The sequence below is a fragment of the Mycobacterium sp. E802 genome (assembly GCF_001666875.1).
Taxonomy (GTDB): domain Bacteria; phylum Actinomycetota; class Actinomycetes; order Mycobacteriales; family Mycobacteriaceae; genus Mycobacterium.
Genome location: NZ_LZJD01000157.1, coordinates 1 through 12,605 on the forward strand (window position 1 = coordinate 1; position 12,605 = coordinate 12,605).

The 12,605-nt window shown below is 67.7% G+C and carries 12 protein-coding genes; 6 read left to right on the top strand and 6 right to left on the bottom strand.

Going from position 1 to position 12,605, the window contains the following annotated elements:
- Window positions 1-98 (bottom strand): hypothetical protein (locus A5699_RS30025; protein WP_231965677.1); only part of this gene is annotated, 98 nt, incomplete at its 3' end.
- Between the two features lie 131 nt (window positions 99-229).
- On the opposite strand from A5699_RS30025, the gene A5699_RS22575 reads away from it, so the two are divergent.
- From A5699_RS22575 to A5699_RS22585, 3 genes are all read left to right on the top strand, one after another.
- Entirely contained in the window at window positions 230-1,081 is an 852-nt protein-coding gene (locus A5699_RS22575; RefSeq protein ID WP_231965805.1) for a chemotaxis protein CheY, read from the top strand.
- Between the two features lie 11 nt (window positions 1,082-1,092).
- Window positions 1,093-1,926 carry a serine hydrolase gene (locus A5699_RS22580; RefSeq protein WP_067774151.1) on the top strand — a complete coding sequence of 278 codons (834 nt, stop codon included), beginning with the start codon at window positions 1,093-1,095 and terminating at the stop codon, window positions 1,924-1,926.
- A 115-nt stretch (window positions 1,927-2,041) separates the two neighbouring features.
- Window positions 2,042-2,554, top strand: coding sequence for a DUF3145 domain-containing protein (locus A5699_RS22585; protein ID WP_067774154.1), 513 nt, complete (start codon window positions 2,042-2,044; stop codon window positions 2,552-2,554).
- Window positions 2,555-2,558: 4 nt separating this feature from the next.
- Here the strand turns inward: A5699_RS22585 and A5699_RS22590 are convergent, their stop codons facing one another.
- The 4 genes from A5699_RS22590 to A5699_RS22605 all read right to left on the bottom strand — a co-directional run bounded on the left by A5699_RS22590 (window position 2,559) and on the right by A5699_RS22605 (window position 8,025).
- Window positions 2,559-3,083 (bottom strand): hypothetical protein, encoded by a 525-nt coding sequence (locus A5699_RS22590; RefSeq protein WP_067774157.1) that lies wholly within the window; start codon window positions 3,081-3,083, stop codon window positions 2,559-2,561.
- A 4-nt stretch (window positions 3,084-3,087) separates the two neighbouring features.
- Complete coding sequence (locus A5699_RS22595; protein WP_067774160.1) at window positions 3,088-5,397, bottom strand: DUF4185 domain-containing protein; 2,310 nt, start codon at window positions 5,395-5,397, stop codon at window positions 3,088-3,090.
- Between the two features lie 133 nt (window positions 5,398-5,530).
- Window positions 5,531-6,448 (bottom strand): diacylglycerol kinase, encoded by a 918-nt coding sequence (locus tag A5699_RS22600; protein WP_067774164.1) that lies wholly within the window; start codon window positions 6,446-6,448, stop codon window positions 5,531-5,533.
- Entirely contained in the window at window positions 6,445-8,025 is a 1,581-nt protein-coding gene (locus A5699_RS22605; protein WP_067774389.1) for an FAD-binding oxidoreductase, read from the bottom strand. The genes A5699_RS22600 and A5699_RS22605 overlap by 4 nt, the downstream gene beginning before the upstream one ends.
- A 50-nt stretch (window positions 8,026-8,075) precedes the next feature.
- On the opposite strand from A5699_RS22605, the gene A5699_RS22610 reads away from it, so the two are divergent.
- The 3 genes from A5699_RS22610 to A5699_RS22620 all read left to right on the top strand — a co-directional run bounded on the left by A5699_RS22610 (window position 8,076) and on the right by A5699_RS22620 (window position 11,063).
- Entirely contained in the window at window positions 8,076-8,663 is a 588-nt protein-coding gene (locus tag A5699_RS22610; protein WP_067774167.1) for a TetR/AcrR family transcriptional regulator, read from the top strand.
- Complete coding sequence (locus A5699_RS22615; protein ID WP_067774170.1) at window positions 8,660-10,207, top strand: glycerol-3-phosphate dehydrogenase/oxidase; 1,548 nt, start codon at window positions 8,660-8,662, stop codon at window positions 10,205-10,207. Before A5699_RS22610 ends, A5699_RS22615 begins: the two co-directional genes overlap by 4 nt.
- Before the next feature lie 82 nt (window positions 10,208-10,289).
- Window positions 10,290-11,063 (top strand): alpha/beta hydrolase, encoded by a 774-nt coding sequence (locus A5699_RS22620; protein ID WP_067774173.1) that lies wholly within the window; start codon window positions 10,290-10,292, stop codon window positions 11,061-11,063.
- Between the two features lie 92 nt (window positions 11,064-11,155).
- On the opposite strand, the gene A5699_RS22625 is transcribed toward A5699_RS22620, so the two are convergent.
- Complete coding sequence (locus A5699_RS22625; RefSeq protein WP_067774177.1) at window positions 11,156-12,577, bottom strand: acyl-CoA carboxylase subunit beta; 1,422 nt, start codon at window positions 12,575-12,577, stop codon at window positions 11,156-11,158.
- Window positions 12,578-12,605: the final 28 nt, after the last annotated feature.

Consider the following 12,605-nt stretch of genomic DNA (forward strand, 5'->3'; position numbering starts at 1 on the left):
ACCACCTCACCGGGCCCCGGATCGGGGATGACAATGTCGACCAGCTCCACCGGCTGGCCTTTGGACCGAGAAATCACACCACGCACCGTCTGGCTCATGCCTACAACCTAATGCAAACCGGACAGGTGTCCAATTTGAATCGGGTGTCGCCGCGGGCCGAATCTCGGCGTGCCCGCGCGTCGCCGCGTTACCGTGGGTTGTGGTCGATGATCGAACTCAATTACTGGTGGTGGCACGGTCGGCATACCGGCGAAATGACTGGCGCACCAGTTACGAATCCTTCAGCCGAGTCGTCGGTGTGCAAGGCCTCGACACCGATGATCTGGCCGTGTACGCCTCGGCCGCCTGGCGTCAGGGGCATGGACGCGAATCGGTGCGGATCAACGAGCAGGTGCACACCCGACTGCTGCGTACCGACCCGGTGATGGCAGCGATGAAGGCCGCCGAACTCGGTCTGGCCTGGCTGTCCCGCGGTCACCCGGCGCCGGCCGACAGCTGGGCCCAGCGCGCCCGGGCACTGCTCGACGGTGTCCCGGAGACCGCGGCCCACGGCTACGTGGCCTACCTCCTTGCGGTGACCGCGGCCGATGCCGGCGACACCGCGCGATTCTCGGAGATGACACGGCAGCTGGCGACGATTGCGGAGAATCTCGACGACCCCGCCCTGAAGACGCTCGCGCGGGCGCTGACCGGTGTGGCCGCGGTGACCGCCGGTGACCCGGACGGCTATCTCGCCTTGGACGACGTGCTGCTTCCGGTGCTCGGCGACGCCGTGCCGGTGGAATGGGCGGGCGACGTGTACCGGAGGGCATTGACCTTGGCGCAGGTCCGCGACACCGCGCGGTCAGAGGCCTGGAGGCAATCCATGCAGCGGTGGTGTGAGGCCACCGAACCCGAATCGGCCCAATCCGCCTATCGCGCGGTGTGTGACGTGCACCGGCTGGCGGCGGCGCCGAATGCCGATCCGCAGGACCTGGTTCGGCGAGTGGTCGGGCTGCGTCGCCTCGTTGCCGAAGTGGATGCGGTGGCCGCCGGGATGGTCGAAGAACTGCTGTCCCGGAATCTGGGGCAGGCCCGATAGATTTACGCGCGATGAGCGCTACGGATGTCCTCTCGGTCATTGACGATTGGCCGGTCGGCTCGGCTGCGGCTGCCGTGGTGGGCCCATCAGGCGTGCTGGCCAGCCACGGCGACACCGCCAAGACCTTCGCACTGGCCTCGGTGACCAAACCGCTCGTGGCCCGCGCCGTGCACGTCGCCGTCGAAGAGGGGGCGATCGAACTCGACAGTCCGGCCGGCCCGCCCGGGTCGACCGTTCGCCACCTGCTCGCGCACGCCTCGGGCGTGTCGATGCGTTCGGCCGACGTACTCGCCCGGCCCGGACAGCGTCGCATCTACTCCAACTACGGGTTCGAGTTGTTGGCTCGCGCGGTCGAGGAGGCGGCGGGCATCGAGTTCGCCGACTATCTCACCGAGGCGGTGTTCGAGCCGCTGCAGATGACGGCGACGAACCTGTCGGGCGGGGCGGAGGCGGCCGGGTTCGGCGTGTCGTCCACGGTGGCTGATCTGGCGGCGTTTGCCGTCGACCTGTTGCGGCCGGCTTTGGTCTCGGAGCAATTGCACGGCGAGGCGGTGACGGTCCAGTTTCCCGGTCTGAACGGCGTGTTGCCGGGCTTCGGCGCGCAACGTCCCAACGACTGGGGGCTGGGCTTCGAGCTCCGGGACGGCAAATCGCCGCACTGGACCGGCTCGGCAAACTCCCCGCGGACATTCGGGCATTTCGGCCAGTCAGGCACGTTCCTGTGGGTCGATCCGGCCGCTGACCTGGCCTTGGTGGTGCTCACCGACCGCGACTTCGGCGACTGGACCTACCCGCTGTGGCCGGCCATATCTGATGGTGTGCTGAGAGAAAACGGCACAGACTAGCGCAACACCAGCCTCACAGGGCACAATAGACACGCGCGGCACACACAACTGCATGCTCGATCGGAATCACTAGGTCGTTGGGGAAGACGTCCCTCGTGAGCCGAAGGAGTAGCAGATGCGTGCGTCGAACCAGTTCGCCGACGCGGCGACGGGTGTGGTGTATGTCCATGCCTCACCCGCGGCGGTATGCCCGCATGTTGAGTGGGCGTTGTCGTCGACCCTGTCGGCGCGGGCGAACCTGAAGTGGACCCCGCAACCGGCCATGCCTGGCCAGTTGCGTGCGGTGACCAACTGGGTGGGCCCGGTCGGCACCGGGGCGCAGTTGGCCAATGCCCTGCGCTCCTGGTCAGTGCTGCGCTTCGAGGTGACCGAAGATCCCAGTGCCGGAGTGGACGGCCACCGTTGGTGCCACACCCCGCAACTGGGGCTGTGGAGCGGTGCGATGAGCGCCAACGGCGACGTGATGGTCGGCGAGATGCGACTGCGCGCCCTGATGGCCGGCGGCGCCGACATGCTGGCGGCCGAACTCGACACCGTGCTCGGCACCGCCTGGGACGAATCCCTGGAGCCCTACCGCAACGGCGGTGACGGCGCCGAGGTGTCCTGGCTGAGCCGGGGCGTGGGGTAGCTCCTCAGCTACGCGCCCAGAGGCAGTAGCCGCTGAGTGTCGTCGTGAACATGTGGTCGCTGACCTGAAAGGTCAGCGTCTGCCCCGGTTCGGCGCTGATGGCTTCGGGTTCCGATGTCCGGCCGGCTCCCAGGACGTCGACAACCTCGACGCTGCACCCGGCTTCGGTCGTCTGCGGCGTCCCCACCCAGTTGCCTGCCTTGGCCTCCGGGTTCCGTCGGCCCTGCCCGTGCAGGATCAGTGGCGGCCCGGTGGTCAGCCACCGGTCCGAGGCGGGATACGGGCTGCCGAACGGTTGCCACGTGCCGCCGTCGCACAGCAGCAGGCGACGGTTGTTGCCGGTCTGTCCCGGCTCGGCCGGAGTCAACGCATCGCTGAGGTTTTCGGCGCACGCTGAGTCCGCTTGAGGCGCCGCGGTTTCGGCCGGTCCGGGTGGCAGCGGTTCGGGATCGGCGTGTGCGCAGGCGCTCGTGGTGAGTGCGGTGGCCACGACGACGGCCGCCACACTCACCGCAAGCGCTCGGGACATCCGGTTACACCGAGACCGTCTTCATCGACGACAGATCCGTTTGCATAAGCCGAACGTTGTAGTCACCCCAATAGGACAGGTTGTAGTACAGGTACTGCGAGTTGTCCTCGACCACATTGCCATTGGCGTCCACTTTGTTGAAGTAATCGGTGCCCGACATCGGGTGGACCATCGGCGCGTACATGCCGCTGTTCGACGTGAGGTTGTTGCTCACCAGCGTGGTGGTGTCCGACCACTCACCCTGCGGTGAATCCGACACCCGCATCACCACGTTGTTGCCGCCGTCGGTGTAGAGCACCACGTACTTGCCCAGGTACTCGTTGTACTGCACCGACATCTCGCTGACGTTGCCATTGGTCGGCAGGCCGCCGACCCAGATGCCGTTGGCGATCTTGGTGAACAAGCCGAACGTGAAGAAGTCCGCGACCTTGTACAGCTGCGGCAGGAAATCTGTACTGCTGGAACCGAAGACGGGAACCGCCGCCGACGGATCACCGCTGACCCATTGGCCGTCGCCGGCGGAGTTCTCACCCGACCAATACTCGTAGGCGTCGAGATCGGTGATCTGGTCCTTCCTGACCCGCGCCACATACGCCGAACCCTGCCGGCCCGAGGGGGTTCCGTACACGTAGACGTACGGGTCCTCCGGATCGTCCGACATCACGAGTGCGTTCTGCTGGAAGTGCTCGTCACCGGGAACGTAGCCCGTGCTGGTGCGGAACCACCCCGACGACCGCACGGTCTCCTTGTCGACGGTCCAGGTCTTGCCACCGTCGGTGGAGTAGGCGATCGCCGAATAGTTCGTCGTCCAGCTGCCCGGGTTGTCCCACGTGCGGACCGACATGACCGTGGCGTACTGCGTGTAACCGCCCACGGCGTCCGGGTTTTCGATCGCGATCGCCGAGGTGGGGATCATCGTGTACGTGGTGCCGAACAGGCCGTTGAGGCCGCCCGGATCGTAGATGATCTGCGCGGCGCCGGCCGGAGGCCCGTCGGGGCCGTACCACGTCGGCGTGCCGGGGTTCCCGGGCTGCGCGCCGGCGTGGATCAACGCATCGCTGAACTGCAGACCGTCGGACAGATCGAAATCGCTGGTGCGGAACAGGACGTTGTTGCGCCAGTCACCGGACATGCCCGGCTGGCTGTAGGTGTCGCCGAACAACGTGTAGATGATCGGCTTTCCGGTCTCCGGGTCGACGTAGCCGCTGTTCCACATGATCCCGAGGTCGGTGCCCGCGACGTACCAGTGGTCGGTGTAGCCGGTGCCGGTGACCCAACTGAGCTTCTTGGTGAATTGGGTCAACGACGTCGGAACCGACGGTTTGGGCGTGAGATCGTCGGTTTGCACTGCGACAGTGGGACTCACCGCGGCCATCGGCTGGATCTCGCCCTCGGCCACCACCGAGGCCGCCTCGTTGGGCGACACCACGCGAGCACCGGCCGGGTTGACCGTCCGCTCGAATTCCCTTCGGGCCCAAGCCGCCATGGCCCACAGGGCGGGGGACTGTGCCGGTGCCACCGGGCTGGTGCCCGCGCCGAACGGCGTCAGCCCCGCCACGCTCAGCAACGCCGAGACCACCGGCGGTGCGGTGATCTTGGGCGTAACCGGTTCGGGGGCCTTGGTCTTGATCGGCGCGATTATGTTCACCGGCGCAGTGTCGGAGGTGGCAACGGACGTGTCCGGGGTGCGCACAGTCGCGACGATGTCGTCGCTGAGTCGGCCGACGTTGTCGGCCGAGTCCTGGATTTTCCCGACGATGGTGTGCACCCGTGGCGTCGGTGGCGTCGGTGCGGTGGTCGCGGGCTCGGGGTCGGACGCGGTGGACTGTGGCGCGGATTCCGTCTTGCCGGTGATCACCGACGTGCGGTTGCGGGTCGGCTTGGTGCTCAGTTGGGTGCGGGCCTGCTCGAGTCGACTTTCGGTGCGCTGCAAGGCATTCCCGACGTCGTCCAGGCTGGACTCGACATCTTTGCGGACGCGGTCGGCGAGTTTCGACAGCGGGCCTTGCCGACTCGGCGACGTCGACTTGGAGGCGGAACTGGACTCGGAATCGGGCTGGGAATTGGACGCCGAAGCCGACGGGCCGGGCTTTTTCACCTTCGGCGCGCCGGCTGAGCCTCTGGAGCTCTTGGAGCGGTCGCTGGTGCGGCCTGGGGATGACGCGCTTGCCTTGTCGCTACTGGAGCTGGTCTTGCTCGAGCTGCCGCCGGTGTCATCGGCCCAGGCGATGCCGGTTCCGGATGTCAGCGCGGTGCCGATGCCGAGTGCGACAGCAAGCGCGCCGACGCGACCGATGTACTTGGTTGAATCCATGACGCTCCGTGTCTCAATCCACAACCCCGGCCCACAGGCAACCTACCGTGCGCCGTTCATGGCGTCGGGCAAACACGCCGATTGCCTGAACGCGGTGGTGAACAGCGCGGGGCCGGCGCCATCACCTGGCCTGCTAATCGGTGTCGGTCGAATGGGCCGGGCCGGGGACCAGGATCTGGAGGGCACCCGACACCGCCGACACCGTCACCGGTAGGGCGGCGGCGAAATCACCGTCGGCGTAGGCGTTGATCCCCGGACACTCGACGTGCACCGTCCGGGCGCGTCGGGTGCTCACCTCGTCGAGATGGACGTGGGTGCCCTTGAACACGGTGGGGAACAGGCGAATCAGCCGGGTGCGCGACGCCGAGGTGATCATCGTGACGTCCAGCAGGCCGTCGGAGTGGTCGGCGCCCGGGCAGATCAACATGCCGCCGCCGTAGCTGCGGGTGTTGCCGAAGGCCGCCAGGGTGAGGTCGGTGCGCAGCTGGGGGCCATCGTCGAACGTCAACCGGAACGGCAGCAGGCGCAACTTCGACATCTCCGCGAGCATCGCGACGTTGTAGCGCATCCGGCCATGAGGCCAACGCATCCGGTTGGTGCGGTCACTGACCAGGGAATCGAACCCGGCGGCCATCACCGTGCCGAACCATTTGACCGCGCCCGACGCGTCCACGATGCGGCCCAGGTCCACGGACTCGGTGTGCCCCTCGACCACGATGTCGGCGGCCGCCTCCGGATCGCCTGTGGGCACACGATATTCGCGAGCGTGGTCGTTGCCGGTGCCGGCGGGCACGATGCCCAGCGGGACATCGCCGGTGGCCAGTGCCTGCAGTGCCAGGGAGATCACGCCGTCGCCGCCGACGACCACGAGCGCATCGGTACCGCGGTCGAGGGCGTCGTCGACCAGCCGGCGGGCATGCGCGGCGTCGGTCCCGACGATCTCGCACACATCGATACCACGGCGCTGGAACTGCGCGACGGCTCGCTCGGCCGCGTGCGGCGCATTGCCGTGCCCCGACAGAGGATTGGTCAGGACCGTGACCCTGTTCACGGAATCAGCTTGCCGGGGTTGAGGATTCCGGCCGGGTCAAGCGTGGCCTTGACCGCACGCAGCACCTCGACGCCGAGGTCGCCGATCTCGTCGCGCATCCACGGGCGGTGATCCGCCCCCACCGCGTGGTGGTGGGTGATGGTTCCTCCGGTACGCACCATCGCGTCGGAGGCCGCGGACTTGGCGTTGCGCCACTGCTCGATCGGGTTGCCGCGCTGGGCCGCGACGACGGTGAAGTACAGCGAGGCGCCCGTGGGATACACATGCGAAATGTGGCACATCACGAGCGCCGGGGTCCCCGATTCGGCCAGCGAGGTGGTCAGGGCCTCGGTGACCGCGGCTTTGAGCGCGGCGAGGTTGGACCACGTGGTGGCCGTCTCCAGGGTTTCGCACAGTGCGCCCGCCGCCAGCAGTGAATCACGTAGGTACGGCGCGTTGAACCGGCCGTGTTCCCAATCCCGGGCCGCCGTCTCGTCCAGTGAGGTGCCGCCGTGTTGTTCCAGTACGGCGCGGGTCTGAACATGTCGACTGGCTGCGTGTGCCGCGGTGCCCTCGAACAGTGTGATGGCCAGGCAGCCACCCGTGATGCGCTGTTCCCCAATGCTTTCGGTGGTTGCCAGGTTCACCCCGGTCTCGGCTTCGTCGGACAACCGGATCACCGTCGGCCCGGTGCCGGTCTGGGTCACCGCACGCAATGCGTCGGCCCCGGTGGCGAAATCGGGGAACGACCAGGCCTCGTAGCGCGTCGCCTCAGGGATCGGGTGGACCCGGACGCGCACCCGGGTGATCACGCCGAACACGCCTTCGGAACCGATGAGCAGTTGGCGTAGATCCGGCCCGGCCGCCGAGGCCGGAGCGCGGCCGAGGTCGAGAACCCCCGCGGGGGTGACAGCGCGCAGGCCGCGGACCATGTCATCGAAGCGCCCGTAGCCGGCCGAATCCTGGCCTGAGGACCGGGTGGCGGCAAACCCGCCGATCGTGGCGAACTGGAAGCTCTGCGGAAAATGCCCGAGCGAGAAGCCGTGTGCGCCCAGCATCGCCTCGGCCTGCGGGCCGGTGACCCCGGCGCCCAGTTCGGCCTCACCGGCGACCTCGTCGAGGCTGTGCAGCGCGTCGAACCGGCGCAGGTCGAGGGCTACCACCGCGGCGAAATCGCCCCGCAGTGGATCGAGACCGCCCACCACGCTGGTCCCACCACCGAACGGCACCACCGCGATCCGGCGGTCACTGCAGATGCGGAGCACTTCGGCTATTTCGTTCTCGGAACCCGGGATCAGCACTGCATCCGGCGCGTCCTGGATGCCGGAGTCCTTGCGGCGCAACAGGTCCAATGTGGATTTTCCGCCGGCGTGCAACAGTCTGGATGCGGTGTCGGTACCGCAGTGCTGGGTCCCGACGATGGCCGACAGTGCCTGCAGATCGTCATCCGACAGTGCCGACGGCCGCAGCTGCACCTGATCCTGCGGCACTGCCGCGGCCGGTGCGGCGTCGATACCCAGGGCCTGTTGCAGCAGCGAGCGAATGCCCTCGGAGAGTGGCTTGGCGGACTGCGGGTCACCCCAGGCGTCCCATTTCATCGGAGGCAACAACGGAGCAGCCGGCTGAGTCATGCGTTACAGTATTACACATGATGTCAATCAGTAACGAGGGATCGCTGAGCGACCAGATCTTGGACGCCGCCGCCAGCTGCGTGCTGGCCTTCGGTGTGGACCGGGTGACCCTGGCCGAAATTGCCCGCCGGGCCGGGGTCAGCCGCCCGACCGTGTACCGGCGCTTTCCCGACACTCAGTCGATCCTGGCCGCGCTGCTCACCGCCCGGATTGTCGGTGTTCTCGATAAGACCGCCGGTCGGGGGCCGGGACGCGCGGCGCTCGTGGCGCGCATCGTTACGGTGGCCGGCCGGTTGCGCCACGACGAGGTGATCATGGCGGTGCTGCACTCTGCCCCCGAGCTGGCGATGGTCTACATCGCCGAGCGGCTTGGTACCAGCCAGCAGATCCTGATCGACGCGTTGGCCGGTGAACTCAAGCTTGCGCAGGAGGAGGGCATGGCCGAAAACCGGGTCCGCGCAGGGGATCCCCGTCAGCTGGCCACCATGTGCCTGCTGATCACCCAGTCGGCCATCCAGTCCGCGCAGATGGTCGAGCCGATCCTCGACACCGACGCCTTGGCCGCCGAACTCACCCACGCATTGAACGGATACCTGGCCCCGTGACCGCACCGACCGCGCTCGACAGCGCCAGGCGCACCACCGAATTGAGCGAACTGGCCGACGGTCTGCGGGTCGACGTGATCGTCGTCGGCGGCGGGATCACCGGCGCCGGGATCGCGCTGGATGCTGCCAGCCGCGGGCTCGGTGTCGCGTTGGTGGAGACACACGATCTGGCCTTCGGTACCAGCCGGTGGAGCTCGAAGCTGGTGCACGGCGGCCTGCGTTACCTGGCCACCGGCAACATCGGGATCGCCCGCCGCAGCGCCATCGAACGCGGAATCCTGATGACCCGCAATGCCCCTCATCTGGTCAGCGCCATGCCCCAACTGGTGCCGCTGCTGCCGTCGATGGGGCGGACCTCCCGCGCGCTGGTACGCACCGGATTCATCGCCGGGGACGGACTGCGCCGGCTGGCCGGCACGAGTGCATCGACCCTGCCGCGGTCGCGCCGGGTGGACGCGCGTCGTACGGTCGAACTGGCGCCCACAGTGCGCACCGACGGTCTCGATGGCGGCTTCCTGGCCTACGACGGCCAACTCATCGACGATGCCCGTTTGGTGACGGCCGTCGCGCGGACCGCCGCCCAGCACGGGGCACGCATCCTGACCCGGGTGTCGGCCCGAGCGGTGAACGCCACCTCGGTACGCCTGACCGACGAGCTCACCGGGGAATCTTTCGACGCATCCGCCCGGATCGTCATCAACGCCGCCGGGGTGTGGGCCGGAGATCTGGACCCGGCGCTCACGCTGCGTCCCAGCCGCGGTACGCATCTGGTGTTCGACGCCGCGGCATTCGGCAATCCGACTGCGGCGCTGACCATTCCGATACCGGGGGAGCTGAACCGATTCGTCTTCGCGATGCCCGAGCAGCTCGGCCGGGTATACCTGGGCCTGACCGACGAGGACGCGCCGGGGCCCATTCCCGATGTGCCGCAACCGACTCCGGCCGAGATCGACTTCCTGCTCGACACCGTCAACACCGCGCTGGCCACCGAGCTGACCACAGCCGATGTCCGGGGCAGCTATGCCGGTCTGCGGCCCCTGATCGACACCGGAGCGGGCAGTACCGCCGACGTGTCACGCGAGCATGCCGTGGTGGAGTCGGCGAGCGGCGTGATCAGCATCATCGGAGGCAAGCTCACCGAATACCGGTACATGGCCGAGGACGTCTTGGATCGGGCGCTGACGCTTCGCGGGTTGTCGGCCGGCGCCTGCCGCACGGCGAACCTGCCGTTGGTGGGCGCGCCGGCCAACCCGGTGTCGACCCTGCGCTCCGAACATCTGTTGCCGTCCTCGCTGGTGGCCCGGTACGGGGCCGAGGCACCCAACGTCATCGCCCAGGCCCGCTGTGCGCGGCCCACCGAACCGGTGGCCGACGGAATCGATGTGACCCGCGCCGAATTCGAGTACGCCATCACCCACGAGGGTGCGCTCACCGTCGACGACATTCTCGACCGGCGCACCCGCATCGGGCTGGTGGCCACCGACCGGGCTCGGGCCGCCCAGGCAGCCGAGGAGATGATCGTCGAGTTCGGACAAGTCGGGTAGTCGACTACGCATCGCCTGTGCGCGGCGCCGGCGCACACTGACTCCCAGGTGCTGACGAACAGGTGCCGGTAAGGGGGCTGCCATGAGCTTGGAAATCCTGGAGCGGGGTGCGACCACGGCCGCGCATCCGGTACCGCTACTGTTCGTCCACGGTGCCCAGCACGCAGCCTGGTGTTGGGACGACAACTTTCTCGGTTACTTCGCCGAACACGGCTACCGGTCCGTGGCGCTGAGCCTGAGCGGCCACGGGACGTCGAACTCGAAACCGGTGGGTGCCTGCTCGATCGCAGACTTTGTCGAGGACATCCGGAGCGTGAGCGACGAGCTACCCACCGCACCGGTGCTGATCGGGCATTCGATGGGCGGATACGTGGTCCAGCGGTACCTGCAGCGATACCCGGCAGCTGCGGCAGTGTTGTTGGCCTCGCTACCCCCAACCGGAATTGCCGGCGCGTTACGACGGTCCACGGCTATCCGCATGCGTATGCGGATGACGCATCCCGGGCGTCGCGTCGAGATGGCCGACTACCTCAGAGTGTTGTTCTTCGACCCCGCAACGCCGGACGCTCTCGTCACCAACTGCGTGCAGCGCTTGTCCATGGAAACGCCCGCCCGCGCGCTCGCGGAGATGATGCTTCCTGTGCCCACGGTGCGGAACGGGGTAACTGCGCCCGTCCTGGTCATGGGCGGAGCCAGCGATCCCAATGTCACCCGATCGGATCTGCGGTCGACTGCCGCGGCGTATCACACTGTGGCACAGGTCGTCCCGAACGTAGGGCACGACCTGATGTTGGAGCCAGGTTGGCGGGAGGTGGCCGATCGGATGCACACCTGGCTCGGTAGCTGCGGATTTTGATTGAGCGAGCAGACGCAAATGTCCCTGAAATCCATTGATTTCAGGGACATTTGCGTCTGCTCGCGGGAGAAACCCGCGGGAGAAAGGAACAGTTACAGCGGGATGTTCTTGTGCCGGCCGCGCCGGTGCGGGGCCTCGGCCAGCGCCTGGGTCAGCTTGGAGCGGGTGTGGGACGGATCGATCTTCTCGTCGACCACACCGATCTCGATTGCCGAATCCACACCGCCGGCGATCTTCTCGTGCTCGATGGCCAGCTGCTCGTGCAGGGCCTCGCGCTCGTGATCGGGAGCCGCGGCCAGCTTGCGCTTGTGCAGGATGCCCACCGCCGCCTTGGCGCCCATGACGGCGACCTCGGCGTCCGGCCAGGCGAACACCTTGGTGGCGTTCAGCGACCGCGAGTTCATCGCGATGTAGGCGCCGCCGTAGATCTTGCGGGTCACCAGGGTGACGCGGGGGACCGAGGACTCACCGAAGGCGTGCAGCAGCTTGGCGCCGCGACGCACCACGCCGCCCCACTCCTGGTCCACACCGGGCAGGTAGCCGGGCACGTCGACGACGACCACCAGCGGAATGCCGAATGCGTCGCACAGCCGCACGAAACGCGCGGACTTCTCGGCGCTTTCGGAGTTCAGGCAGCCGCCCAGGCGCAGCGGGTTGTTGGCGATCACGCCGACCGTGCGACCGGCCAGCCGGCCCAGGCCGACGACGATCGACGGGGCCCACTTGGCCTGGAACTCTTCGAAGGGAACCCCCTCGTCGAGCAGTGCCTCGACGATCGGGTGCACGTCGTAGGCACGGCGCGCCGACTCGGGCATCAGCGCGGCCAGGTCGGTGTCGCCGGCCTCGGCCTTGCTGCGGTCGAAATGGCCCTGCTGGCTGAACAATCCGACCAGGCGACGGCCACGCTCATAAGCGTCGAGCTCGTCGTCGGCCACGATGTGGCACACACCGGACTTCTTGTGGTGGGCGTCCGGGCCGCCGAGCGACACCATGTCGACGTCCTCACCGGTCACGCTGCGCACCACGTCCGGACCGGTGACGAAGACCTTGCTGTCCGGGGCCATGATGATCACGTCGGTCAGGGCCGGCCCGTAGGCCGCACCACCCGCGGCGAATCCGACGACCACCGAGATCTGCGGGATGTAACCCGACGCGCGGATCATCGCCTCGAAGACCAGACCGACGGCGTGCAACGCCTTGACGCCTTCGGCCAGCCGCGCACCGCCGGAGTGCCAGATACCCACGATCGGGCTCTGCTCCTCGATCGCGGTGTCGTAGGCGTCGACGATGTGGGCACAGCCCTCGATGCCCATGGCCCCGCCCATCACGGTGCCGTCGGTGCAGAACGCCACCGTACGAACGCCGTTGACGGTGCCGGCCGCGGCCAGCAAGCCGGAGCGGTCCCGCTCGTGGAGCAGCTCCACACTGCCGTCGTCGAAGAACGTCTGCAGACGCAGCAGCGGATCGCGCGGATCGAGTGATTCGGCGGCTGCCTCGGGGGCCATGATCGTCATGTAGGTCTCCTTAGTGGAAAGCCCTGGG

What these genes read in the sequence shown, in the direction of transcription:
- A5699_RS22610 (WP_067774167.1), top strand. Translation starts at nt 8,076, where the DNA reads ATGATGTCAATCAGTAACGAGGGATCGCTGAGCGACCAGATCTTGGAC.
- A5699_RS22620 (WP_067774173.1), top strand. Translation starts at nt 10,290, where the DNA reads ATGAGCTTGGAAATCCTGGAGCGGGGTGCGACCACGGCCGCGCATCCG.
- A5699_RS22590 (WP_067774157.1), bottom strand. Translation starts at nt 3,083, where the DNA reads ATGTCCCGAGCGCTTGCGGTGAGTGTGGCGGCCGTCGTCGTGGCCACC.
- A5699_RS22580 (WP_067774151.1), top strand. Translation starts at nt 1,093, where the DNA reads ATGAGCGCTACGGATGTCCTCTCGGTCATTGACGATTGGCCGGTCGGC.
- A5699_RS22595 (WP_067774160.1), bottom strand. Translation starts at nt 5,397, where the DNA reads ATGGATTCAACCAAGTACATCGGTCGCGTCGGCGCGCTTGCTGTCGCA.
- A5699_RS22585 (WP_067774154.1), top strand. Translation starts at nt 2,042, where the DNA reads ATGCGTGCGTCGAACCAGTTCGCCGACGCGGCGACGGGTGTGGTGTAT.
- A5699_RS22605 (WP_067774389.1), bottom strand. Translation starts at nt 8,025, where the DNA reads ATGAAATGGGACGCCTGGGGTGACCCGCAGTCCGCCAAGCCACTCTCC.
- A5699_RS22625 (WP_067774177.1), bottom strand. Translation starts at nt 12,577, where the DNA reads ATGACGATCATGGCCCCCGAGGCAGCCGCCGAATCACTCGATCCGCGC.